This is a genomic window from Rhizobium sp. Leaf384, assembly GCF_001424065.1.
GTDB lineage: Bacteria > Pseudomonadota > Alphaproteobacteria > Rhizobiales > Rhizobiaceae > Ferranicluibacter.
In genome coordinates, this window is sequence record NZ_LMQE01000009.1 from 55,815 (window position 1) to 77,396 (window position 21,582).

Below are 21,582 nucleotides of genomic sequence, written 5' to 3' on the forward strand. Positions count from 1 at the left end.
GTACGCCGGTGAGGACAGGTCAGTTGCCGATGGCTTCCGCGATCGCCGCATTGCCGCGTTCGACAGCCTTGTCGAGGGCAGCCTTCGCATCCTGCTTTCCGGCCAGCATCGCTTCGAATTCCTCGTTCATGATGTCGCGAACCTGCGGCAGGTTGACGAGACGCACGCCCTTGGAGTTTTCGGTCGGTGCCTTGCCCATCATCTGCAGGATCGGCGTCTCGCGGCCCGGATTCTTGTCGTAGAACCCAGATTTCTTGGTGTCTTCATAGGCGGCATTGGTGACCGGCATGTAGCCGGAGACCTGGTGGAGCCTTGCCTGGATCTTGGTCTGGGAGAGGAAATTGAAGAACTGCGCGATGCCCGCATATTCCGCGTCGCTCTTTCCGCCGAACACCCAAAGGCTCGCGCCGCCCGGGATCGTGTTCTGCGGCCCATGGCCTTCGTAATAGGGGAGTTGGCCGATCCCGTACTTGACGCCCGACTTGACGATGTCGCCGAGGCCGCCGGACGATTCCGTCAGGATCGCGCATTCGCCGGACATGAACAACTGCTTGGCTTCCGATGTCCGACCGCCGTACCGGAAGGTGCCATCTTTCGCGAGATCGGCAATCGCCTGGAAGTGCTCGACGAACAGCGGCGCGTTGAACTCGAGCTTGACGTCGTTGCCGCCAAGGCCGTTCTCGTTGGTGCCGTATGGCACATTGTTCCACGCTGCGAGATTTTCGGTCTGGATCCAGGTGAGCCAGGTGGAGGTGAAGCCGCAGGATGCGGCACCGCTCGCCTTGATTTTCTTGGCAGCAGCAAACACGTCCGGCCAGGTCTTCGGCGGCGCTTCGGCGTCCAGGCCGGCCTTCGCGAAGATATCCTTGTTGTAGTAGAGGATCGGCGAGGACGAGTTGTAGGGGAAGGACAGCATCGTGCCGTCGGGCTTGGAGTAGTAGGCCGCGATACCGGCCAGATATTGCGACTTGTCGAAGGTGAAGCCGCCCTTCTGCAGCACCTCGGCGGCCGGCATGATCGCACCCTCGGCGCCCATCATCACGCCGCTGCCCGCGTCGAACACCTGGATGATGGCGGGTGGCTGCTTGGAGCGGAACGCGGCGATGCCGGCGTTCAACGTCTCGGGATAGGTGCCCTTGAAAACCGGCGTAATGGTATAGTCCGACTGGCTTTCGTTGAACTCCTTGGCAAGCTGGTTGACGACCTCGTTGTTCGCCCCCGTCATCGCATGCCACCATTGCAGGTCGGTCGCAGCCGATGCGGCAAGCGGTCCGGTAGCCGACAAAGCAAGAGCCGCTGCCGTTACCTTCAGGGTCGATGCCTTCAGGAATGTCTTGAACATGAACGTCCTCCCGGTTTGGCAAAGCAGGACAAGCCGCTTCGCGATCTCAGCGCGACGATCCTCCTCGACCGTCACCAAGCGGTTACATATGCCGGGCTTTTTCCGGGGCGGCAACCGACAATCGATCATCGTCCACGATCATGCATCGGCCAGCAGTACCCGCCGCCGAAGTATAAAACGGTCGGAGCAGCTCAGAAATCCGGTTAATACTTCGTTAACGATTCAAGATTGGCTCAATATTAAATAAAACTGGAACAAATCTGGTCTTTGTCCATTTCAGCTGCAGTCTCAACGTCAAATGGGTAGTGCGTCATGACCGAGAACACAGTCCGCCGGTGGCAGAGCCGTCCGATCATCGACTATCCCGTCGTGATCATCGAAGATCATCTTTTGCTGGCGCTCGATCTGGAAGACGCTGTGTCAGCCGCAGGCCTGAATGCAGGCGTCGTCGGTTTTGCCAGCAGGAAGAAGCACGCTATTCGCATTGGCGGTCTGGCCGCGATCGCTTTCGTCGACGTGAACCTTGCCGACGGACCGAGCGGCCCGGAGATCGGCCGAATTCTCGCACGGGATCACGATGTCACGGTCATCTTCACCACATCGGATCCGGAAGCGCTGGGAACCGGCGTTCCCGGTACGATGGGCGTTCTGAAGAAACCTGTTAGCCCGGAAGCCGTGCGCGGTGCGTTGACCTATGCAATCGCGCGCCGGCGGGGCGACCTGGCCGTCGTGCCGCCCGAGATGACGCTGTTTGCCGGCTGAGGATTTCCTCGGCGTCCATGGATCACCTGACGAGCCGGCCGACGCGGCGGAGAGGGTGTCTCCGCCGCCTGTTCTCAGTGGCGCGAGGAAACCGCTGCGGGTGTCGCCGCGCGAGCGTTGGCAAGGCCGCGAATGGCGTCCTGATTTCCGGTCGCAGCGAGCGCCTCGAACGTGCGGATCGCCTCGCCGAACCGTTTCAACCCAAGAAGAGCGTAGCCGCGCAGCACCATCAGATCGACGCGCTCGGGCGCAAGTTGCGCGCGGCGTTCGAGCAGGATCAGGGCCTCGGAGAAGCGCTTCTGGTCGAAGGCGGCCAGGGCACGGTTTGTCAGAAGGGCGATCTGGATCTCGGTCGCCTTCCCGGCATCCATGGAGCCACGCGTTGCTGCGACCGATGCCTTGTCGGTCAGGCCCTGCCGCAGATAGGCAAGGCTCTGGCCATAGGCGGCTTCGCTGCGGATGCGCGTATCCCCGCCGCGGATGGCGGCGTCGAAATGACGTGCGGCCTCGAGGGGTCGGTTCAACTCCATCAGGCACCAGCCATGCCGCAGCGCCTCGCCGGCCGAGAGACCGGACGGGTCCGTGGACGTGCTGCAGCCTCGACCCGACGCCGATGCGACGTTGCGCCTCGCGGCGCCCGAGCGCGCCGGACGCTGCCGCGGCGGTGCTGCTGGTTCGACGCTCACCTGTGTCGAAGCCTCTCCCGATGACGCACGCGCGCTTTGCCGGGCGGGCTGCCGCGGAGCGTCGTCGGCAACTGTTGCGGCCGGCAATCTGCGCGCGGTTTCCACGTCGTCCTGCTGTTCGCCGAGCAGTGCGATCCGCGGTGAGCGACCAGCCCACTGCCTCTGGATGCGGGCGACATCGCGTGCCATGCCGAGTTGGTTTGCCGTGATCGCAAGCCCATAGGCGGAGGGCTCCGTCTCCGGCGCCCAGGTCAGCGATGTCGAGAACCACTGCAGTGCGAGCTGGGGCTGTTCGAAGGCGCGCGCATACCAGCCGAACTGCTGGGCGACGTCGGCGCTCCGGGCGCGCATTGCCTCCTGCGCGATGCGTTGCAGCACGTCCGCTTCGATCACGACCGGCGGATCGAGCGCCAACAGATTTGCCGCCGCCGCCAGATAGGTCGCGCGCGTATCGTCGGACGTGTCGCGCCAGGGATAAAGCACGGCTTCCGCTTCCCCCGGTGTTTTTCGGGCGACGAGCGTCAGCGCAAGACCTTGGGACGCCGTCGCGGAGTCCTCCGCCGTCCGCGCCTTGCGAAACCAGGTTTCTGCCTGCTCGGTCGCGTTGCGACGGAGATAGTACCAGCCGAGCAGCAGGGCGTCGGAAGCCTTCCCGCCGGTCTCGGCGGCATGCTCGAGACGCGAGAGATATGTCGGGGGCACGACCAGCTTCGGGTCTTCGCCGGCGGACGCGACGAACTGGCGGGCCAGATCGTCCTTGACCGGCTCGAATTCGCCCTTGCCGGTTGGATCGGTCTTTTCCTGTGTCAGAAGCTGCTCGACCAGCGGGCGGGGCAGCAGCGAAGCCGCCTTCTGCACCGTCGCCAGCCGGTCCGCGCTTTCGGTGCAGCTCGAGAGGATATAGGTATAGGCATCCACCGCGCGCTGCGCGCGGTCGGTCTTTGCGAAGGCCTCCGCCAAACGCCAGAGAATGTCGATCTCGCTGCAGACCAGAAGCTGCGGCATTTCCGCTGCGACATCGACCACGATCGGATATTGCTGAAGGTTGGAGGCGTTCAGGAGACGCTGCCGGGCTTCGCCGAGCGCGAGCATGGCGAGCAGGTTTTCCGGAGGCTGCCAGCCGGGCTCGCGTGCCTGGCGGTCGGCAATGGCCTTGCGGACATCAGCGTAGCGCGTTTCCGCGTAGAGCGCCCACATGGCCTCCAGCTGGGTATCGGCATTGGGTGGAGCGGCCAGCGGATCCGCCGGAGGTTCCCAGTCCGGATAGAGCGTGCGCAGGCGCGCGATCTCTGCCTGCAGCCGGACGGTGTCGCCCTGACGCGCGAAGTATCGCAGAGCACCTTCATCGACGCTCGGTTTTGCAGGTGTTGCCGCGGCAGGCGCCGCGGCGGTCGCGGGCGCACCTTCCGGCGATTTGGCGGGCGTTTGAGGTTGCACCTGCGCCTTGATCACGGTCTCCGGTTTTACCGTCGCATCCGGAGCGGCCTGCGGTTTCTTGTCGACGGGTCCGTCGACGGAGGCCTCAGCGGCAGCATCCCGGGTTTCCGCTGCCGTTCCAGCCTCGCCCTCACCCTCTGTTTTCGTTTCAGCCCCCGTCTGCGTGTCGGATCCCGTCTCTGGCTTGGCGTCCGTCTCCGTCTTGGGCAGAGCGGCTGCCGGCGGCAGGTCCTGCAACAGGTCGGCCGGCCGCGGCTCGTTTCGGCGCGCGGCGGGGGTCGGCGGGACCAAGCTCAGCCGGTTGCCTGTCTCGTCGACGGCAGGCGGAGCGACGATCGAGCCCGTCGACAGTTCAGCCTTCGGCCAGAAGACGGACCCGTAATAGGTTGCCGTTGCCGTTGCTGCGACCAGCGTCGAGAAAAGCAGGATGCGGGCGGTGGTCATGGGAACTCCCGGTAGACTGTCCGAGCAGGAAACGACGCGCGCGGAGGGCGCATCGATACCGGACCCGGTCGAACGGCTGTCTTGAAACGTCCGCGATGCAGGGGCCTCATCGGCTGCGCCCCAGAAGGCGCAGCATCAGGGTGGTGATGATGCCGAGAAGGGCAAAGCCGGAGATGAAGATGACGGCGAAGAAGAGGATATTGGTCGAAAGCCAGTTCGCGGCGATCAGGCGCCAGTTGGCGATCGAGAATGGCTGTGTCGGGTTCAGGTGAAGATCGCGCACCGGCACCATCGAAACGTTTCCGGTGGACTCCTCGAATGTCGTGATGCGGCCGTCGAGACCATTCCAGCGTGCCTCCTGCACCATCGCGCTCATGCCGGTCTGAAGGCTCGCGGGCGTCGGCCCCGTTGCGAGCGTCCACGTCCCGGCTCCGGACGGGCTGCGGCCCTGCGCGATCATGAAGCTGACATTGTCGGAGGGAGAAAAATCCTCTTCCTTTCCGGGCAGGAAGCGGAGCGAGTCCATCGACAGATCGAGATCGCTCTTCAACCAGGCCTCGAGGCGCGACCCCTGGCCGAGCCAGCTGCCGCCGGAGACTTTCTGGCGCCATTCCTCGAACAGGGTTCCGCTGCTGTCGTCCGGCTGTCCGCCGGCATGATGCGTGCCCCAGTTGGCCGGTGCAGCCCCGATCTGCATCTGGGTCAGCAAGGGCGGGGGGAGTTGCGACAGCGTGCCGACGATCAGCGCATTGCGATCGCCGAGGGCTGCGGGAGATGCGACCGTGTCGAGTGCCAGAGGATTGCCGGCGGCAACAGCGAGGCGGCCGAGCAGGGTGGCCGCAGCCGACAGCGTTTCGGGGTCGAGGCGGTCGAGATAAAGGGCCGTCGGTTGCTCCGCGCGGCGGTAGGGCTGCCCTGTGGATGAGGTCGCCGCCAGGCTGGGGCTGCTGTCGATCCGGGCGAAATCCGGCATATGGAATTCGGTCGTGTCGAACAGGGCGAAACGCGGCGTGGTCTGGGCCGGCGTTCCCGTGGCGCAGGCATCGTCTTCCGCTGCCAGCAGGACGGCTTCGATCGAGATGCGATTCACCCCCGGCACGAAGTGGCGCAGCGTCACCGTGATCGGAAGATGGCTGAGAATCCCGCCGCCTTCCGTAGAGAGGGGCGTCGTCGTCGCGATATTGCCGTTGACATAGACGTCGATCCGGCTTCCCGGCAGAACCGATGGGGCATAGCCGGCATCGAGCAGGATCACGGCGTCGCCATAGGCGCTGGCATAGAAATCGGCAGGCACACCGAGCATGAACTCCGTGCGGAACCTGCGCCCTGCGAACTCGCTGGTGGTGATGCCGAGCTGCGAGAGAGCGATGCGCGTGTCGCCGACGAGGATCGGCGCATCCGGCGTGTGCCAAGCCTTGGTGGAAAACGAGGTGCGCGAGGTACCCGGTGCTGCGTCAAGCGGACTTGCAAGCGTTTCCACCGCCTGCCGAAGCGCCTCGGCCGTCGGGCCCGTGACGACGAGCGCATTGACGCCCCGCGTTGCACGGGGCGCAAACGCCACCGTCGGGCCAACGGCCGTGCCGGCGGGAAGGGTCGGCAGCATCCCCTCGATTTCAAGCTGTGTGCCGACCAGCACGGTCAGCGTGCCCGCGGCGGACGTGGCAGGCAGGGCGGTATGGAAGGCGACCGTCTGGTTCGGCATCTGCGTGCGAAGCGCCAGAGCCTGCGCGAGCCGCAGCAACATGTTCGAGCGGCTGGGATTCGTCAGCGCTGGAGCGACGATGTCGATGGCCGTCGCGCCCGTGCCGTCGAGGCCGACGGCCTGGATGTCATCGATGCTGGAAAGGCGATCGCCGACCGGCGCGTTGAAGGTCAGATAGGTGCGGCTCGGGTCGATGTTGGTCCACAGATCGTAGGTGGACTGGATGCTGCAATCCGTCCGGTGACGCTGCTGGGTCGAGAGACGCACGACGTTCGCACCGGCCTGCAGCGCGCCGCTCGGGAGTGGCAGAACGAGATCGTGCACGGCATCCGCCGAGGCAACCGGCACCTGGCCGACCACGGTCCCGTTGAGCTCGACGGAGAAGCTGGAAGCCTCCGGCGCGACGACGATGGAATTCTGGTAGCCGATGGTGATGGCGGTTGCGGCATTTGCCTGTTCGGGCGTGAGGTAGATCGTCCATGTCCGCCGGTCCGTCTCGCCGGAAAGGCTGAGCTTTCCAAACGGAAGGATGTACCGTCGATAGGCATCCGTCTCCGTCGGCGCAGGCGCAGGGGGCTTGGCTGCGGCGGGCGGCTGCGGTGCAGACGGCGTTGCCGAAGGCTGGACGGGAGCAGGTGAGGCGGGCGCTTGCGGACGCGGTTCCGCAGATGCCGGCGCGCGGGCGGGCGGTGACAGCTGGAAGGGCGCCGGCTCGCTTGCCGGTTGTTGCGGACGCGCCTCGGATCCTCTCGCGGACGGTGCCGTCTGCGTGCCCGGCGCTGCCGGATCGGGTGCCTGGGTGGGGCGCTGCGGCGCTGCCGGCCTTTCCCGGGACATGTCGAACGGAGCCGACTGCGCCAGGAGCTGCGACGGCGCAAGAAGAGCGAGCGTGCAGGCGATGACGACGTGTTTCATGGTCTTGCGGCCTCCTTCTTGGCAGGGGCTGCGTCCTTCGACCCGCCAAGGCTCCGGAAGAAGTAGAAGAGACCGCGATTGGTCTGGTAGAGCGCGATGGCAAAGAAGCTGATCGTGCCCCGGATCAAGCCAGGATTGCGGCGCCGGCCCATCTGGAATTCGCTCCACTGGGCGGAGTTGGCGAAGATGATGTCGGCGAGCAGGCGCCGTTCCTGTGCTTCACGCGGTGCGAACGTACAGCCGACGAGCACAAAGCCGTCGCCCCGTCCGCTGCGGACGATCTTGACCGGTATGGAAGATGGTGCGCCCGGACTGAAGGTCTCGACCCGAATTTCCTCCATCGCCCCCTCGGTCAAGGGCTGCATGGACCGATTGTAGACATGGACGAGAAGTCCGTTGACGGAGACGTTCTCGATGATGCCCGGAAACCACTCGTCGCCCACCTTGAATTCGCAGCGACGCTTGACGTTGACACGGCGGGAGGACGACTTTTCGCGCCGTTCGGAGACCACGCCGAGCGCGCAGCCGGCGAAGACGAGGTTGAGCAGGTTCCAGCCGGCCACGACCAGCGTCACGTCTGACTTATAGGGTTCGGCGTAGATCTTGTAGAACGACATGATGGTGGCGATGAGCAGCACGCCGAAGATGACGAAGAACGGGCGACTGATCTCCGAAAGCCGGTTGTCACTGATCGATTCGTCTTTCGCGGTGACCTTGAAGGTGGGCTTCGAGGGATTGAAGATCACCGAGATGACGGCCGGCAACAGATGCACGGTCTGCACATATTCGTAGAGTTCGGAGATCCAGGGCCAGCGGAAACGACCGTAGAGATAGTTCTGCATGAGCAGATTCACGAGCATGTAGGTGGTCGTGTAGGCCAGGAACTCGCCGCCGGAGCCGACGAAGATTTCCAGATCAAAGAAGATGTAGAAGAGCGGTGCGAACAGGAAGACCGTGCGCGGAAACGGGAACAGCCAGAACAGCGTCGAGGACATGTAGCAGAGCCGCTGCGGCATGCTCAGCCCGCGCTTGAAGAGCGGCATGCGGAACATGAGGATCTGCATCATCCCCTGCGCCCAACGGCTGCGCTGGCCGATGAAGCTTGCAAACGTCGCGGGTTGAAGCCCGGCAATCAACGGCTTGTCGACATAGACGCTGTTCCAGCCACGGGAATGAAGCGCCAGCGCCGTTTCGCAATCCTCGGTGATGCTGATGCCGCTGAACCCATTGGTGTCTTCGAGAGCACGCCGGTTGAGCACGGCCGCCGACCCGCAGAAGAAGGCGGCGTTCCATTTGTCGAGCCCGCGTTGAATGATGCCGTAGAACATCTCGTTCTCGCTCGGCATCTTGTTGAAGGTCTTCAGGTTGCGTTCGATCGGATCGGGATTGAGGAAGAAATGCGGAGTCTGGACGAGAAAGAGGCGCGGGTCCTCCTCGAAATAGCCGACCGTCTCGCGCAGAAAGTCGCGTGCCGGCGCATGGTCGGCGTCAAACACTGTGATCAGATCGCCCTGGGATTGGCGCATGCCATTGTTCAGATTGCCGGCCTTCGCATGTTCATTGCGATCCCGCGTCAGATAGTTGGCATCGAGATTGCGGCAAAGTTCTTTCAGCTCCTCGTGGCGGCGCTGTGCGGCCTGGCTGTCGGGGATGCTCGCCGCGTTCCGCTTCTGCAGCGTGCCGCCGTCGTCCAGCAGCCAGACGGTGAGCTTCTCGGGCGGATAATCCATGTTCTTGGCGGCCGCCAGCGTGTTGGCCAGCAGATCGGCGTCCTCGTTGTAGGTCGGGATGAACACGTCGACCGAGGGCGCATAGTCCGCAGAGCCCGGGCGCGGCCGGTTCGGCGGAAGCGGCATGGAAACGATGAAGAGGCTGAGCGCCAGCATCGCGACGCTGTACATTTCCGCCAGATAGAGCAGGAAGCCGGGGATGAAGTTTTCCAGCTGGTTGACCGGCGGCAGCGTGCTGGTGGTGCGCCAGTAGACGTAGCGCAGCACGATGGCGGTTCCGAAGCCGAGGCCGATAAGGCGCCAGTTGCCCTCTGCCTTCAGCACTTTCAGCACCGCAAGGAGCGCCATGCAGAGGAAGGCGGCAACCAGGTGCGTCTGGAGGCTGACGGGCAGGGTCGTGATCGCCACGATGACGACCGACATGCAGATCCATGCAACGACGATAAGCGCCTTGAACATGACCCTATTTTCCCTTTTCGGAAGAGTGCTGGATATGGCGCATGGATCACATGTTCCTTGTGCAGGCGCTGCTCTGGGAGACGGCACAGGGCACAGACGGAATGACGGGCGCAGCCTGGGGCCCGGGGGTCGTTGAAGGGCGCGCCGCGCCGTCCTCACTCGGCAGGCTGACGGGTCGGGGTGCCATCGGCGTCTGAGGAGCACCTGCCGGTCCGTTCGCGCTCATGTTGGGTGCGGGGATGGCGACCGAGGGAACGGATGGCCGGATGTTTTCCACACGCGTCGCTGCAGGCCGCGTGTTCTGGCGTTCGAGCCGGCGAAGGGCAGGACGGACAGGCGCGGGCCCGGACAGCTCGGGGGCCTCCGACGGCGGAAGCAGCCGCGCTCCGGCGCCGGCGGCATAGATCGGCCGCCCGAGCTGCCCGACGGCAGGGTCGAGAGGGGGTACGTTGCCATAAGGATTCCAGGCGACGCTGTCGAACGCTCCGGTCAACGTGTAATGATACATCATCGACAGGAGCGCATCGCGCGAGGCGCCGGTCTGGCAAATGCGGACCCGCGTCTGGATCATGCCGAGATAACGGAAGGTGCGCACGAGATTGTCGGACGCCTTGATCTGCTGCCAGCCATAAAGGCATGCGTCGCCAGAACTTTCGTTCGTGCCGTAGGCATAGGCGAACGCGCCGTAATTGTTCTGGACGAAGCTCGGGGAAATGCTCATGCGGATCGTCGGAAACTCCGACCGCATCTCGCCGACCGCTTGCGCCGTCGTCATGATCCGGGTCGGGAGCCGCGATGCCCCGTCGAACGCTGTGGCGGTGGGGCCGAAATAGCGGACCTGGATGTAGTTCTGTCCGCGGCCGCGCGCATCCGTGGCCAGAATGATGTCCTGCTGGACGGCATTGGAAAAATTACGTTCGATCACGCTCACGATGGCCGGACCGCCGGGCGGAGGAAAAGCCAGCGCTTTTTCTGCTGCGATCTCTGTCGGCGCGGACGACTGCTTCAGTCCGCCGGTCTGGGTGCAACCGGACATCGCCGCAGCACTCAGAGCCAGAAGCATGCCCGGCATGGCCGTTCTTCCTGCAATTGCGAAAGCCGTATGAAACATGAGCGCGATGCATCCAGTGATGGAATCAAGGTTGTTCCATCTCATTTCTCGCGGGCATGGTTAATGTTCGGTTAATCTTTCCTAACGCTTTCCACCAATGCGCGTCTTACGGGACGTTTTGCTGCCGGTTCGTGATCCGGACGACACGAAGTCGGCGGTTGCCGACCGATAGAATGTGCGTGCGGGCCGGCCCCTTCCGAATCAAAAAGAAAGCCCTTGGCGAGCGTTACAACCACGTTTGCAGCGCTTGATTGCTGTTCCCAGGGTCCAACGACCAAAAGCCGAACGCTTAACGGGGTCGTTCTACCCAGCTACTGAGCACCTGTGGTCGGCCCAGGATTGTTCGGCACTGTCTGGGTCTTCTCCGGCTGCGGTTGCGCGCCGCCGCCTGTCGAAGCGTCTTGGGAAGGGCTGATGACGAGCCAGCCGATCGCGATCAGGATCACCACGAGAACGGCAACGCTGAGGGCTGTGCGATTCAACGTCATGTGTCAGCTCCCCCACCCGCGTTGCCCGTCACGACGTTCGCTTTGGGATCGACGCGGCCTGCAGCGTCTTCGACCCGCGTCGACGCGGCATAGACGAACAGGGCGCAGATCAAGGACGTGGCAAGGACCACGATGACGGCCTGATTTCCGGTGTGAACTCTCATGCAGGGGAAAGGCACCGACGCTCCGTATGTTCCCGTCCGACGCACGCGTCGCGCCCTTCGACGTTAAGCATCTCCTACGTTTGTCGCAGAAGATGCGCTGAAAACCGGCTTTGAGGACATGGGACTGTCGATTTGCGATCGGTTGTCCTGTAAGGAGCTTGCAATCGACACAATGTATGGCGCACCGGCGATGGCTTTCAAGTTTCTGACGAAGAATACGAGGACGAGCGTAAGCTTCACGGAGGCTTCCACGAAGCTCGTGCTCGTGAAGGACGTCACGGTCGATGTGACGGGCAGCGGCATCGTCGCCTCCGGCCTCGCAAAAGCGCGCGACGTGGTCATCGACGGCACCATCAAGGCCGGCGCGTCCGGGGTGCTGTACGGGGCGGCCAATGCCGGTGATCTCGACGGGTCTGTCGTCGTCTCCAGAACGGGATCCATCGTCGCCGGTACGGTCGCTGTATCCGCGACGGCAGCCGGCATGGATATCGTCAATCGCGGCAGCATGTCCGGAAAGCAGGCCGGGATCAGCGTGGTCGGCAACACGGCGAATATCGCCAATGAATCCAGCATAGCATCGTCTGCCGGCAGTGCGGTGCTGGTGAAGGGCGCCGCGGCAATGGTCGTCAACAACGGCAAGATGGTCGGCCAGCTCGATGCCCTGAAGCTTTCCGGCGATCGCATCGTCATGACGAACAACAAGGATATCTCATCCGCCACCGCTGCCGGCATCGTGGTTGACGGGCTCGCGACGATCGTGACCAACAACGGTTCGATCGCCGCGCGCGGCAACGGGATAACGGCCGCCGGAGCCTCCGAGATCATCACGAACAATGGCACGGTCGGCAGTGGGGCGACGGCCATTTTTGCCAAGGGCAAGAACGCCATCGTCACGAATTCGGGCGTGTTGCAAGCCGGGGCCGACGGCATCCTGCTGACGGGCGCCAAGGGAACGTTGACCAATACGAAGACGATCGCGGTCGGTGGCACCGCCCTTCATGTTGTCGCCGACGATGCGATCGTCAACAACCGTGGCTCTTTGGCCGGCGCCGTGGGAATCTCCGTCGTCGGAGATCATGCGCGCGGTGCCAACAGCGGCACGATTTCCGCCTCCAAGGGCAGTGCCGTCGACTTTACCGGCGCCGATCATGCCAGTTTCAACAACAGCGGCGTTTTGTCGGCGCGGTCGGGCGTTGCGTTCAAGAGCGGCGACGGCCAGCAGTCGGTCACCAACACCGGCACGATGAAGGGCGACGTCCTGCTCGGCGGGGGCAACGACTACTTCGACGGTCGCGGCGGAACGGTCCTTGGCAAGGTTGCGGGCGGTGCCGGTCACGATACCTATGTGATCGACAATGCGCGCACCTCGCTGGTCGAGGCCAAGAACGCCGGCAACGATCTCGTCATCTCGAGCGTCAGCTACACGCTGGCGGACAATTTCGAATATCTCACGCTCAGCGGCACGGCTGCCAGCAACGCGACCGGCAACGGGCTTGCCAACCAGATCCATGGAAACAGCGCGTCCAACCGTATCGACGGCAAGGCCGGCAACGACATGATCTGGGGCCATGGCGGAGCGGATATCCTGACGGGCGGCGCCGGCGCCGACCAATTCGTTTTTTCCACCGGCGATGGCCGGGACGTGATCCTCGATTTTGCCGCCAGCGGACAAGCCCACGACATTCTCGACCTCACCAACCTCAAGGCGATCACGGATTTCGCCGACCTGATGAAACATCACGCCCGACAGGACGGCAACGATGTCCTGATCGATGCCACCGGTGGTGACAGCATCCTGCTGAAGAACGTGAAACTCGGCCTTCTCGACAAGGGCGACTTCTTCTTCTGAGCCTTCTTGCCGTTTCGGATCGATCAGGCTGCGGCGCGTTGCAGCATGCCGAAAAGATCCCGCGGATCGTCGGGGTCGGCGATGATGTCGATCTGCTGGAAGAAGTCGGTTCCAGCCAAGGCGGCCCGCACGTAGCGAAGCGCGGAGAAATCCTCCACGGCAAAGCCGACGCTGTCGAAAAGCGTGATCTGTCGCGCGTCCGTCCGGCCCGGCACGTCCCCTCGCACGACCCGCCACAGCTCGGTGACCGGATAGTCCGGCGCCATCTGCTGGATTTCGCCCTCGACGCGGGTCTGCGGCGGATATTCCACGAACGTGTCGGCGCGCAAAAGGATGTCCCGATGCAGCTCCGTCTTCCCCGGACAATCCCCGCCGATCGCGTTGATATGCACGCCGCTGCCGATCATGTTGTCGGTCAGGATGGTGGCACATAGCTTGTCCGCCGTGCAGGTAGTAATGATGCCGGCACCCTCGATCGCCTGTTCGGCGCTTTCGCAAGCGTGGAGCACAAGCCCCGAGCCCGTGAGATTCCGGACCGTCTTATCGGTCGCCCGCCTGTCGATATCGAACAGCCGGACCTCGGTCAGGCCAAGGACGGACTTCATCGCCAGCGCCTGGAACTCGGCCTGCGCCCCATTGCCGATCATCGCCATCACCCGCGTGCCTTTCGGCGCGAGGTGGCGGGCCGCCATCGCGGATGTCGCTGCCGTGCGCAGCGCCGTCAACAACGTCATTTCCGTCATCAGAACAGGATAGCCGGTCGCCACATCCGCCAGGAGACCGAACGCCGTCACGGTCTGCAGGCCGGCCGCCATGTTCTTTGGGTGACCGTTCACATATTTGAAGCCGTAGATCTCCCCATCGGAGGTCGGCATCAGTTCGATCACGCCCTCGCGGGAGTGCGATGCGATCCGCGGCGTCTTGTCGAAGACGTCCCAGCGGCGAAAGTCGGCTTCGATCGTGTCGGTCAGTTCGCGCAGAACGCGCTCGATACCGAGGTGGTGGACGAGCCGCATCATGTTCTCGACGCTGACGAAGGGGATCAGGGCCTTTTCGGACGGCAGGGCAGACATGGGTTTTTCCTCGTTGCTCCGACGAATGGTAGCAACCGGAAATGTTTGTCGAAACGGCTTATGATTGGCATATCTCGTTTGAAAATGCGCATTCTGCATAGTCGAATTGCCCTTTTGGCCAGTGTCAGCGCGAGAGCAGATACTGCCGTGGTGCACTCCCCATCATCCGTCGGAACATGGTCGAGAACGCCGCAATGTTCTCGTAGCCCGCATCCAGTGCGACGCTCGTGATCGAATGTCCGGCGGCAAGGCGCGGCAATGAGGCAAACAGGCAGGCCTGTTGCCGCCAGGTCACGAAGCTGACGCCAGTCTGCGCCCGGAAGAACCGCGTGAAGCTCCGGCGGCTCATGGCAAGCTTGGCCGCCCATTCATCGATGCTTGCCACGGCGAGGGGGGTCTCCAGAAAGGCGCGGCACACGTCGGCGAGGCGCGGATCGTTGGGAAAGGGCAGGCCGAGCGGTACTTCCGGTAAATGCTGTATCTCGTCGAGCAGGAGATCCATGACCAGCTCGCGTCGGCGCGGGTTGGGGTGCGGACTGAGGCGTGGATTGGGGCTTGGATTGGGGAGTGGCGGCGTGTCCCGCACCAGTTCATCCATCAGATTGACCGCAAGCGTTGTGACGTTGACCACTTTCGGTCGCTCGACCAGGGCCAGTTGTGGATCGACGTAGATCGACAACATCTCGACCGGGCTCATGGTCTCCGATGCGTGCTCCAACCCGGCCGGGATGATGAGCCCGTGGCCGGGCGGGATCATCCAGCGCCGATCGATGGTTCCAACGACGACGACCCCCCGGCGGGCATGCCAGAGCTGCGTCTTCCGGTGTGAATGGACCGGGCTGCGCACGCCTTGTCTGTAGTGTCGGCCGATGACGTAAAGCGGCTCCTGTGCTGCATCGATGCGGCTCAGGCTTTTGCGGTGCTCGTCGAGATCGGCGTCGCTGCTTGGAAATTCGGTCGATCGCACTTTGGCCCACTCACGAAAAAAGTGGACCAGAGCGCAAAGGCAGGCCACCGTCAAGCTCTGTACGAGAGGCAAACGGCGCAACAGGTGTCGAACAGGCGGGAGGGCCGATATGGCAAGCGTGACCACAGAGAGTGGAATCCGGGCGGAGACGATCACCTTTTCGATCATCGCGGCAGCAAGTTTCTGCCACATGCTCAACGACATCATGCAGTCGCTGCTCACGTCGCTCTATCCGCTGATCAAGGCGAACTATGCGCTGGATTTCGTCCAGATCGGCCTGCTGACCTTTGCCTTCCAGGTGACGGCGTCGCTTCTGCAGCCCGTGGTCGGCGTGGTGACGGATCGCTGGCCCATGCCGTTCTCCCTGCCGGCGGCCATGCTTTCCACCTGCGCGGGCCTGTTCACGCTCGCCTTCGCACACAGCTTCGAAGTGCTCATCGTCGGCGCCTGCCTCATCGGCGTCGGTTCAGCCGTCTTTCATCCCGAAGCCTCCCGGGTCGCACGTCTCGCCTCCGGTGGACGCCACGGCCTGGCCCAATCCTTCTTCCAGGTCGGTGGCAACGCCGGAACGGCGATCGGTCCGCTTCTGGCAGCGTTTATCGTCATCCCGCGGGGACAGGAGACGCTGGGCTGGTTCTCGATCATCGCGATCGTCGGCTTCATCGTGCTGTCCTTTGTCAGCACATGGTATCTGCGTCACCGCCGGGCGAATGCCGGGCGCCCGATGCTCGATCGGGCCCTGCCGCTGCCGCGCAACCAGGTTCTGTGGACGCTGGCCGTGCTCACCGTTCTCACGGCGACGAAGAACGCCTATCTCGCCAGCATTTCGAGCTACTTCACCTTCTTTGCCATCGAGAAGTTCGGGGTCGGCGTGCAGGATGCGCAGATCATGCTGTTCCTGTTTCTCGGTGCCTCTGCTGCCGGCGTCTTTTTCGGTGGTCCGATCGGCGACCGCTTCGGGGCGCGCGTCGTCATCTGGTTCTCGATCCTCGGCGTCATCCCGTTTGCGCTGATGCTGCCATATGCCGATCTTTTCTGGACCTCTGCGCTGGTCATCATCATCGGCTTCATCTTCTCCTCGGCCTTTTCTGCCATCGTCGTCTTCGCGCAGGAGCTGGTGCCGGGGAGGGTGGGGCTGATCGCCGGCATGTTCTTCGGCTTCGCCTTCGGGTTCGGCGGCATCGGCGCGGCCGTTCTCGGCTTGTTCGCCGATCGCTACGGCATCGAGTTCGTCTACCGTCTCTGCTCCTATCTGCCGCTCCTCGGCCTGCTCACGGTCCTGCTGCCAAAGCTGCCCGGCCGCAAGCGCGCCTGAGGTTCACGCGGCAGGCGGGCCGTCGCAGATGGCTTCCGCCTCGATCTCGACCTCGTAGTCCCCGATCAGGTCGCCAGCCTGCACCATGGTGTTGGCGGGCAGCACCGTGCCGAACACCCGGCCATGGGCGCGGGAGACCGGCTCCCACTGGCCGGCGTCGCGCAGATAGACGCGCGTTCGCACGACATCGTCCATCGATCCGCCAAGCGCGGTGATCGAGGCGGCGATCTTGTCAAGGATATAGGTTGCCTGCGCGCCGGCATCGCCCGGCGCAACGCAGCGGTCGGCGGCATGGGTCGCCGTCGTGCCCGAGACGTGAATGCGGTCGCCCACCCGAACCGCGCGGCTGTAGCCGGCGATGGGTTCCCAGACGCTGCCGGACGAAACCCGGCGACGCCCGGGGCGTCCCGGCACCGGCTCGGCGGTGCAGACCGATGGAATGGCGCTCAGGTGATGGCTGAGATCTCCGGAGGCGGTCAGGAAGGGCGCTTTTCGGTATTCGTCGCCGCAGTCTCCCGGGATGGGTTTCGTTCCTGCAAAGGCGGCGTCGAGCGCTGCGTGGTCTTCGGCATCGAGGCGGAATCGGAAGACGTTGAGATTGTCGTCTCTATGCTCGTTTTCCCCAAGGCGCGCGCCGATGATCGTCGCGGCGACGGCGGGATGCTCCAGAACCCAGCGGCTGGCGACGTTCGAGACCGACACCTTGTGGCGGCTGGCGATATCGGATGCCGCGCGGAGAATGGTCTGGAACGCGTCCCAGCCGCCGGCCGTGTCGATGAAACGCTTGTATTTCGAGCGGCTCCAGTCGGGAATGGTGTCCGGTTCGGGCTTCCCCAACCATTTCTCCGAGAGAAAACCGCCACACAGCGTGCCATAGGCGAGGAGCTTGACGCCACGCTTCGCGCAGAGATCCGAGAGTGGGCCGGAGGCCCGGCGATCGACGAGCGAGAAGGAAACCTGGTTGGTGGCGATCTCGATGCCATCGGCGAGCGCCAGCGCCAGGTGTCCGGCATCGAAGTTCGTCAGGCCTAGGGCACCGATCAGCCCTTCCTCCTTCAGGCGCTGCATCTCGTGCAAGGCATCGAGCCAGGCCGGATGCTCGAACGTCCACCAGTGGAACTGCAGGAGGTCGACCCGGTTCACACCCAGACGCGTCAGCCGCTCCTCAACGCCGCGCCGCACGATCTCGCGGGTCATCTGTCCCGGCTCCGGGCACCATTTCGTGAAGGCGCCGGGTCTTGGTTGCCCGGTGTATCGCGACAGCAGTCGGCCGGTGATCACCTCTGCCGAGCCGTAATGGTCGGCCATGTCGAACGTATCGAAGCCGTCTTGGGCATAGGCTTGCAGAGCGTCGGCTCCCCTCTCCGGGTCGATCGTCGTGCCGTTCTTCTCGATATCGGCAACCTGCCAGAGGCCGCAGACGAGGCGGCTGATCTCCAAGTCTGGGGTGAGGCGGATGCGGTCAGGGCGCTCGGTCATCAGGATGTCTCCCGGGCTTGCGCCCGTGTTTTCCGCGGGGACTAAGCGCGCTGCGCGCGCCCACGATGCCGCGGGGCCGAAGAAGAAGGATGGCGCAGAGGCCGACGCCGATCGCCACGATCTGGAGCGCCGCCGCCCGGGCCTGCTGCTCCGGCGGCACGAAAGCGGAAACGGCCGCGGCGGAGAGGGCCCAGAGCCCCCAGACGAGGATCGCACCGAGAATGGCACCGCGATTGCTGCCCGAGCCGCCGACGATGAGCATGGCCCAGACCTGGAAGGTCAGGATGGGCAGATAATTGTCCGGCGCGATAAAGCCGATGAAATGCGCCTGGGCCGCCCCTGCAAGACCCATGATGGCGCCGCCGATCGTGAAGGCCTGCAGGCGAAAGCGGATCGGGCGCTTGCCGAGGGCCTGCGCTGCCGTCTCGTCTTCGCGGATCGCCCGGAGAACGCGGCCCCACGGGCTTTTTGCCAGATGCTCGAGGGCGACGTAGAGACCGACCACCAGGCCGGTCATCAAGGCAAGGTTGGCAAGCCCGAAGGCAAGGGCGTTGCCGGCAAGATGGGAGAAGGGGCGGGGAATGAAGCCGATGCCGAAAGCGCCGCCGGTCAGGGGCTGCAGGTTCAAGACGCAGAGCTGCACGCAGACCGCCACGCCGAACGTGGCGATCGCGAGATAGTCCGAGCGCAGCCGTATGGTCAGCGCGCCGACGAGCCATGCGGCGAGACCCGCCATGGCGGCACCGCCCGCCCAGCCGACGACGATCGGCAGGTCGAAGCCTCCAAACCGGTCCGGCGTCGGCGGCGTGGTCAACAGCGCGGAAACATAGGCGCCGATCGCGACGAACGCCGCGATACCGACGTTGAACAACCCTGTCTGCCCCCATTGAAGGTTGAGCCCGAGACACATGACGGCATAGGTCAGCGCCATCGTCAGGAAGAAGCCCGCATAGGCCAGCAGATCGAGGCTCATGCGGATCTCCCGAAGAGACCGCGCGGCCGGAACAGAAGCACGGCGACCAGGATGATGAAGGAGACGGCCGCCCGCCATTCTGCGCCCACGATTTGGACGGCTGCGGCCTCCGAAAGGCCGACGACGAGGCCGGCCAGCATGGCGCCGGGCACGCTGCCGATCCCGCCGAGGATGGCGGCCGCAAACAGAGGCAGCAGGAGGTCGTGACCGAGATACGGCCGGATCTGAACGAGCAGGCCCGTCATGATGCCGGCAAGGCACGCAAGGCCGGCGCCCAGCATCCAGACCACGCGGATGACCCGGCGCACGTCGACGCCTGCGATCCCGGCAAGCGCCGGGTTTTCGCTGACCGCCCGCATGGCGCGGCCAATATCGGTCCGTGTCATCAGAAGATGCACGGCGAGAACGGCGAGGAGGGCCACGGCAAGTGACAGCAACTGGTCCGGCGTTGCTCTCAGACCTGCCCCCAGCGGCATTGCGATCTGCAGCGCCTTGGTGAAGTAGGCAGGCTTCGACGTGAAGAGGAATTCAAGCAGGCTGCGCAGTGCAAGCGACGCCCCGAAACTGGCCATGACGAGAATGATCACGGCGCTTCCCCGCGCGCGAAGACGCCCGAAGAGAACAGCATCGACCGCGAGCGCCAGTGCCCCGGTCAGGAGGACGGCGACGATGGCGGCCAAGGGCAGCGACCAACCGAACGAGAACGGGCCAATGGGTCGTGTCAGGGAGGTCGAAAGCAGGCCGAGGGCCCCGCTGACCGCCAGAGCGAGATAGGCACCCCAGGAGAGAAGCTCGCCGTGGCCGAAATTGGCAAAGCGCAGGATGGAATAGGTCAGCGTCACGCCGATTGCGCCGAGACCGATCATCGCGCCTGCGACAAGGCCGTCCATGAGGAATTGCGGGTTCATGGGACAGCGGCCTCCACGGAATGCGATGTGCCGAGATAGAGGCGTGCCAACAAAGGATCGCCGAACAGGCCGTCGGCCTGTCCCTCATGCGCGATGCGGCCTTCGACCAGAACGACGGCGCGGCGGGATACGGAGAGAGCCGCCTTCACATTCTGCTCCACCAGCACGATCGTCACGCCTTCGCCGTTGATCTCGCGGAGCATGGAAAACACCTCCCCGACGATCTTCGGGGACAGGCCTGCGGAGGGCTCGTCGAGAATAAGGACGGCGGGGTCGACGATGAGGGCACGGGCGACCGCGAGCATCTGGCGTTGTCCGCCCGAGAGTGCCCCGGCGAGCCGCGAAGGCTGGCGTGCGAGATCCGGGAAGCGTCGATAAAGACGATCGATAAGGCCGGCGCGCTCCGCCTTGGGCAGAATGGCTGCGGCAAGCTGCAGGTTCTCGTGGATGGAGAGCGTCGCGAAGATGTTTTCGGTCTGCGGCACGAAGGCAAGGCCGCGGGCAATCTTGCGATGGGAGGGAACGCTGGTGATATCCTGCCCGCGGAGATGAACAGTCCCACTCTTGATCGGCACGACGCCGGCGATCGCCTTCACGAGAGTCGACTTGCCTGCACCGTTCGGGCCGAGCAGGACAAGGAAATCCCCGGAGGGCACGGTGAGATCCACGCCGCGAACGATCGGCAGATCGGGCTCGTAACCAGCGACGAGCGCGCGGATATCCAGTGCGGGAACCGGGATCGGAGACGCCGCCGCACTCATGCCATCGCTCCGAGATAGGCCTCGATGACGGCAGGATTGCGCGCAACCTCAGCCGGCGTGCCTTCCGCGAGCGGCCTGCCGATCGCCATGGCGACGACCCGTGAGCAGAGCCGCGAGACCATGTCCATGTTGTGCTCGATCAGAAGAATGGAGGTGCCCCCGGCATTGAGCTGAAGGACGCGCTCGATGATCGTTTCCAGAAGTGCAGGGTTGACCCCGGCTGCCGGCTCGTCGAGCAGGATCGCGCTGGGATCGGCCATGAGAATGCGTGCGAGTTCCAAGAGCTTGCGCTGCCCGCCGGAGAGAACGCGCGCCGGTTCGTGCTCCAGATGGGACAGCGTGACGAAGGCAAGGAGCGCTCGGGCCTTCTCCACGGCGGCCCTCTCCTGTCTGCGAACATGGGCGAGCCGCAGGAAGTTGGCAAAGAGGCTTTCCCCGTCCTGGCGCTGCGCGCCGGCGAGCACGTTCTCGAGGACGGTCATGTCGAGAAAAGGCCGGGGGATCTGGAAGGTCCTGCCGATGCCGAGCCCGATCCGCTGCTCGGGCCGGTCCTGCGCGGCGTCCCGCCCGCCGATGCGGATCTCGCCCGAGGTCGGCTTCAGCGTTCCGGCGATAAGATTGAAGAGCGTCGTCTTGCCGGCGCCGTTGGGTCCGATCAGACCCACCATCTCGCCCCGCCCCACCTGCAGCGACATGCCGTCGACCGCCGTCATTCCGTCAAACCGCTTGACGAGATCACGAGCGTCGATGACGGCGGCATCGGGGGTCTGAGGGGGCAAACGAAGCATCCCAAGGCTGCGGGGAAATCACGGGTTTAGTCTTGCGAACCGTCTGCGCCAACCAAATCCGGGCGGCTAAAGTGCGCCTGTCGCAACAGGCTGATAACACTTATGGATTTTAACAGCTAGGTCGCCTTGTCCTCGTGTTTCGGACCGCCGCTTTTCCTGCCGCGGTGTTGCAGACTTTCGACAGTTCTAGCAGCGGAGAACGACGCCGCGGCATCGCGACCGCCTGTGG

At 64.2% G+C, this 21,582-nt stretch carries 17 protein-coding genes; 3 read left to right on the plus strand and 14 right to left on the minus strand.

The features are described from left to right. Window positions 1-19: 19 nt before the first annotated feature. Complete coding sequence (gene ugpB, locus ASG25_RS19685) at window positions 20-1,342, minus strand: sn-glycerol-3-phosphate ABC transporter substrate-binding protein UgpB (RefSeq protein ID WP_062478850.1); 1,323 nt, start codon at window positions 1,340-1,342, stop codon at window positions 20-22. A 312-nt stretch (window positions 1,343-1,654) separates the two neighbouring features. Between ugpB and ASG25_RS19690 the strand changes: the two genes are divergently transcribed. After that, a complete protein-coding gene (locus tag ASG25_RS19690; protein WP_062478286.1) occupies window positions 1,655-2,104 on the plus strand; it encodes a response regulator in 450 nt (149 codons plus the stop codon). Between the two features lie 74 nt (window positions 2,105-2,178). Here ASG25_RS19690 and ASG25_RS19695 read toward each other — a convergent pair whose 3' ends face one another. The 6 genes from ASG25_RS19695 to ASG25_RS23270 form a co-directional block, all read right to left on the minus strand. Then, entirely contained in the window at window positions 2,179-4,671 is a 2,493-nt protein-coding gene (locus tag ASG25_RS19695) for a tetratricopeptide repeat protein (protein WP_062478289.1), read from the minus strand. A gap of 106 nt (window positions 4,672-4,777) precedes the next feature. Continuing rightward, on the minus strand, window positions 4,778-7,288 hold the full coding sequence (locus ASG25_RS19700) for a cellulose biosynthesis cyclic di-GMP-binding regulatory protein BcsB (RefSeq protein WP_062478292.1): 2,511 nt from the start codon (window positions 7,286-7,288) through the stop codon (window positions 4,778-4,780). After that, a complete protein-coding gene (gene bcsA, locus ASG25_RS19705; RefSeq protein ID WP_062478295.1) occupies window positions 7,285-9,477 on the minus strand; it encodes a UDP-forming cellulose synthase catalytic subunit in 2,193 nt (730 codons plus the stop codon). The genes ASG25_RS19700 and bcsA overlap by 4 nt, the downstream gene beginning before the upstream one ends. Before the next feature lie 46 nt (window positions 9,478-9,523). Continuing rightward, the gene (gene bcsN, locus ASG25_RS19710; RefSeq protein WP_162242209.1) at window positions 9,524-10,549 is read right to left on the minus strand and encodes a cellulose biosynthesis protein BcsN; all 1,026 of its coding nucleotides are present in this window, start codon (window positions 10,547-10,549) and stop codon (window positions 9,524-9,526) included. A gap of 350 nt (window positions 10,550-10,899) precedes the next feature. Then, entirely contained in the window at window positions 10,900-11,076 is a 177-nt protein-coding gene (locus ASG25_RS22905) for a hypothetical protein (protein ID WP_156379877.1), read from the minus strand. Next, on the minus strand, window positions 11,073-11,240 hold the full coding sequence (locus ASG25_RS23270; RefSeq protein ID WP_210168467.1) for a hypothetical protein: 168 nt from the start codon (window positions 11,238-11,240) through the stop codon (window positions 11,073-11,075). Before ASG25_RS23270 ends, ASG25_RS22905 begins: the two co-directional genes overlap by 4 nt. A 190-nt stretch (window positions 11,241-11,430) precedes the next feature. Between ASG25_RS23270 and ASG25_RS19715 the strand changes: the two genes are divergently transcribed. After that, window positions 11,431-13,089, plus strand: coding sequence for a calcium-binding protein (locus tag ASG25_RS19715; RefSeq protein ID WP_156379878.1), 1,659 nt, complete (start codon window positions 11,431-11,433; stop codon window positions 13,087-13,089). Window positions 13,090-13,112: 23 nt separating this feature from the next. Here the strand turns inward: ASG25_RS19715 and ASG25_RS19720 are convergent, their stop codons facing one another. After that, window positions 13,113-14,162, minus strand: coding sequence for an ornithine cyclodeaminase (locus ASG25_RS19720; protein ID WP_062478304.1), 1,050 nt, complete (start codon window positions 14,160-14,162; stop codon window positions 13,113-13,115). Between the two features lie 124 nt (window positions 14,163-14,286). Then, the gene (locus ASG25_RS19725) at window positions 14,287-15,297 is read right to left on the minus strand and encodes a helix-turn-helix transcriptional regulator (protein ID WP_244479452.1); all 1,011 of its coding nucleotides are present in this window, start codon (window positions 15,295-15,297) and stop codon (window positions 14,287-14,289) included. Here ASG25_RS19725 and ASG25_RS19730 point away from each other — a divergent pair. Further along, the gene (locus ASG25_RS19730) at window positions 15,239-16,444 is read left to right on the plus strand and encodes an MFS transporter (RefSeq protein WP_062478307.1); all 1,206 of its coding nucleotides are present in this window, start codon (window positions 15,239-15,241) and stop codon (window positions 16,442-16,444) included. The two genes, ASG25_RS19725 and ASG25_RS19730, sit on opposite strands and share 59 nt — an antisense overlap. A gap of 3 nt (window positions 16,445-16,447) precedes the next feature. Here the strand turns inward: ASG25_RS19730 and ASG25_RS19735 are convergent, their stop codons facing one another. Genes ASG25_RS19735 through ASG25_RS19755 form a run of 5 tightly spaced genes read right to left on the minus strand, consistent with a single transcriptional unit; the run spans window position 16,448 to window position 21,344 of the window. Beyond that, on the minus strand, window positions 16,448-17,923 hold the full coding sequence (locus ASG25_RS19735; RefSeq protein ID WP_062478310.1) for an aldo/keto reductase: 1,476 nt from the start codon (window positions 17,921-17,923) through the stop codon (window positions 16,448-16,450). Beyond that, on the minus strand, window positions 17,907-18,896 hold the full coding sequence (locus ASG25_RS19740) for a branched-chain amino acid ABC transporter permease (RefSeq protein ID WP_062478312.1): 990 nt from the start codon (window positions 18,894-18,896) through the stop codon (window positions 17,907-17,909). The genes ASG25_RS19735 and ASG25_RS19740 overlap by 17 nt, the downstream gene beginning before the upstream one ends. After that, window positions 18,893-19,804, minus strand: a complete 912-nt coding sequence (locus tag ASG25_RS19745) for a branched-chain amino acid ABC transporter permease (protein ID WP_062478315.1) — start codon at window positions 19,802-19,804, stop codon at window positions 18,893-18,895. The genes ASG25_RS19740 and ASG25_RS19745 overlap by 4 nt, the downstream gene beginning before the upstream one ends. Then, window positions 19,801-20,565, minus strand: coding sequence for an ABC transporter ATP-binding protein (locus tag ASG25_RS19750; RefSeq protein WP_062478317.1), 765 nt, complete (start codon window positions 20,563-20,565; stop codon window positions 19,801-19,803). Before ASG25_RS19750 ends, ASG25_RS19745 begins: the two co-directional genes overlap by 4 nt. Then, window positions 20,562-21,344: an ABC transporter ATP-binding protein gene (locus ASG25_RS19755; protein ID WP_244479453.1), complete on the minus strand. Its 783-nt coding sequence runs from the start codon at window positions 21,342-21,344 to the stop codon at window positions 20,562-20,564. The genes ASG25_RS19750 and ASG25_RS19755 overlap by 4 nt, the downstream gene beginning before the upstream one ends. Window positions 21,345-21,582: the final 238 nt, after the last annotated feature.

Coding starts and splice junctions, on each gene's coding strand:
- ugpB (WP_062478850.1), bottom strand. CDS start 1,342: ATGTTCAAGACATTCCTGAAGGCATCGACCCTGAAGGTAACGGCAGCG.
- ASG25_RS19690 (WP_062478286.1), top strand. CDS start 1,655: ATGACCGAGAACACAGTCCGCCGGTGGCAGAGCCGTCCGATCATCGAC.
- ASG25_RS19695 (WP_062478289.1), bottom strand. CDS start 4,671: ATGACCACCGCCCGCATCCTGCTTTTCTCGACGCTGGTCGCAGCAACG.
- ASG25_RS19700 (WP_062478292.1), bottom strand. CDS start 7,288: ATGAAACACGTCGTCATCGCCTGCACGCTCGCTCTTCTTGCGCCGTCG.
- bcsA (WP_062478295.1), bottom strand. CDS start 9,477: ATGTTCAAGGCGCTTATCGTCGTTGCATGGATCTGCATGTCGGTCGTC.
- bcsN (WP_162242209.1), bottom strand. CDS start 10,549: ATGCCGGGCATGCTTCTGGCTCTGAGTGCTGCGGCGATGTCCGGTTGC.
- ASG25_RS22905 (WP_156379877.1), bottom strand. CDS start 11,076: ATGACGTTGAATCGCACAGCCCTCAGCGTTGCCGTTCTCGTGGTGATC.
- ASG25_RS23270 (WP_210168467.1), bottom strand. CDS start 11,240: ATGAGAGTTCACACCGGAAATCAGGCCGTCATCGTGGTCCTTGCCACG.
- ASG25_RS19715 (WP_156379878.1), top strand. CDS start 11,431: ATGGCTTTCAAGTTTCTGACGAAGAATACGAGGACGAGCGTAAGCTTC.
- ASG25_RS19720 (WP_062478304.1), bottom strand. CDS start 14,162: ATGTCTGCCCTGCCGTCCGAAAAGGCCCTGATCCCCTTCGTCAGCGTC.
- ASG25_RS19730 (WP_062478307.1), top strand. CDS start 15,239: ATGGCAAGCGTGACCACAGAGAGTGGAATCCGGGCGGAGACGATCACC.
- ASG25_RS19725 (WP_244479452.1), bottom strand. CDS start 15,297: ATGATCGAAAAGGTGATCGTCTCCGCCCGGATTCCACTCTCTGTGGTC.
- ASG25_RS19735 (WP_062478310.1), bottom strand. CDS start 17,923: ATGACCGAGCGCCCTGACCGCATCCGCCTCACCCCAGACTTGGAGATC.
- ASG25_RS19740 (WP_062478312.1), bottom strand. CDS start 18,896: ATGAGCCTCGATCTGCTGGCCTATGCGGGCTTCTTCCTGACGATGGCG.
- ASG25_RS19745 (WP_062478315.1), bottom strand. CDS start 19,804: ATGAACCCGCAATTCCTCATGGACGGCCTTGTCGCAGGCGCGATGATC.
- ASG25_RS19750 (WP_062478317.1), bottom strand. CDS start 20,565: ATGAGTGCGGCGGCGTCTCCGATCCCGGTTCCCGCACTGGATATCCGC.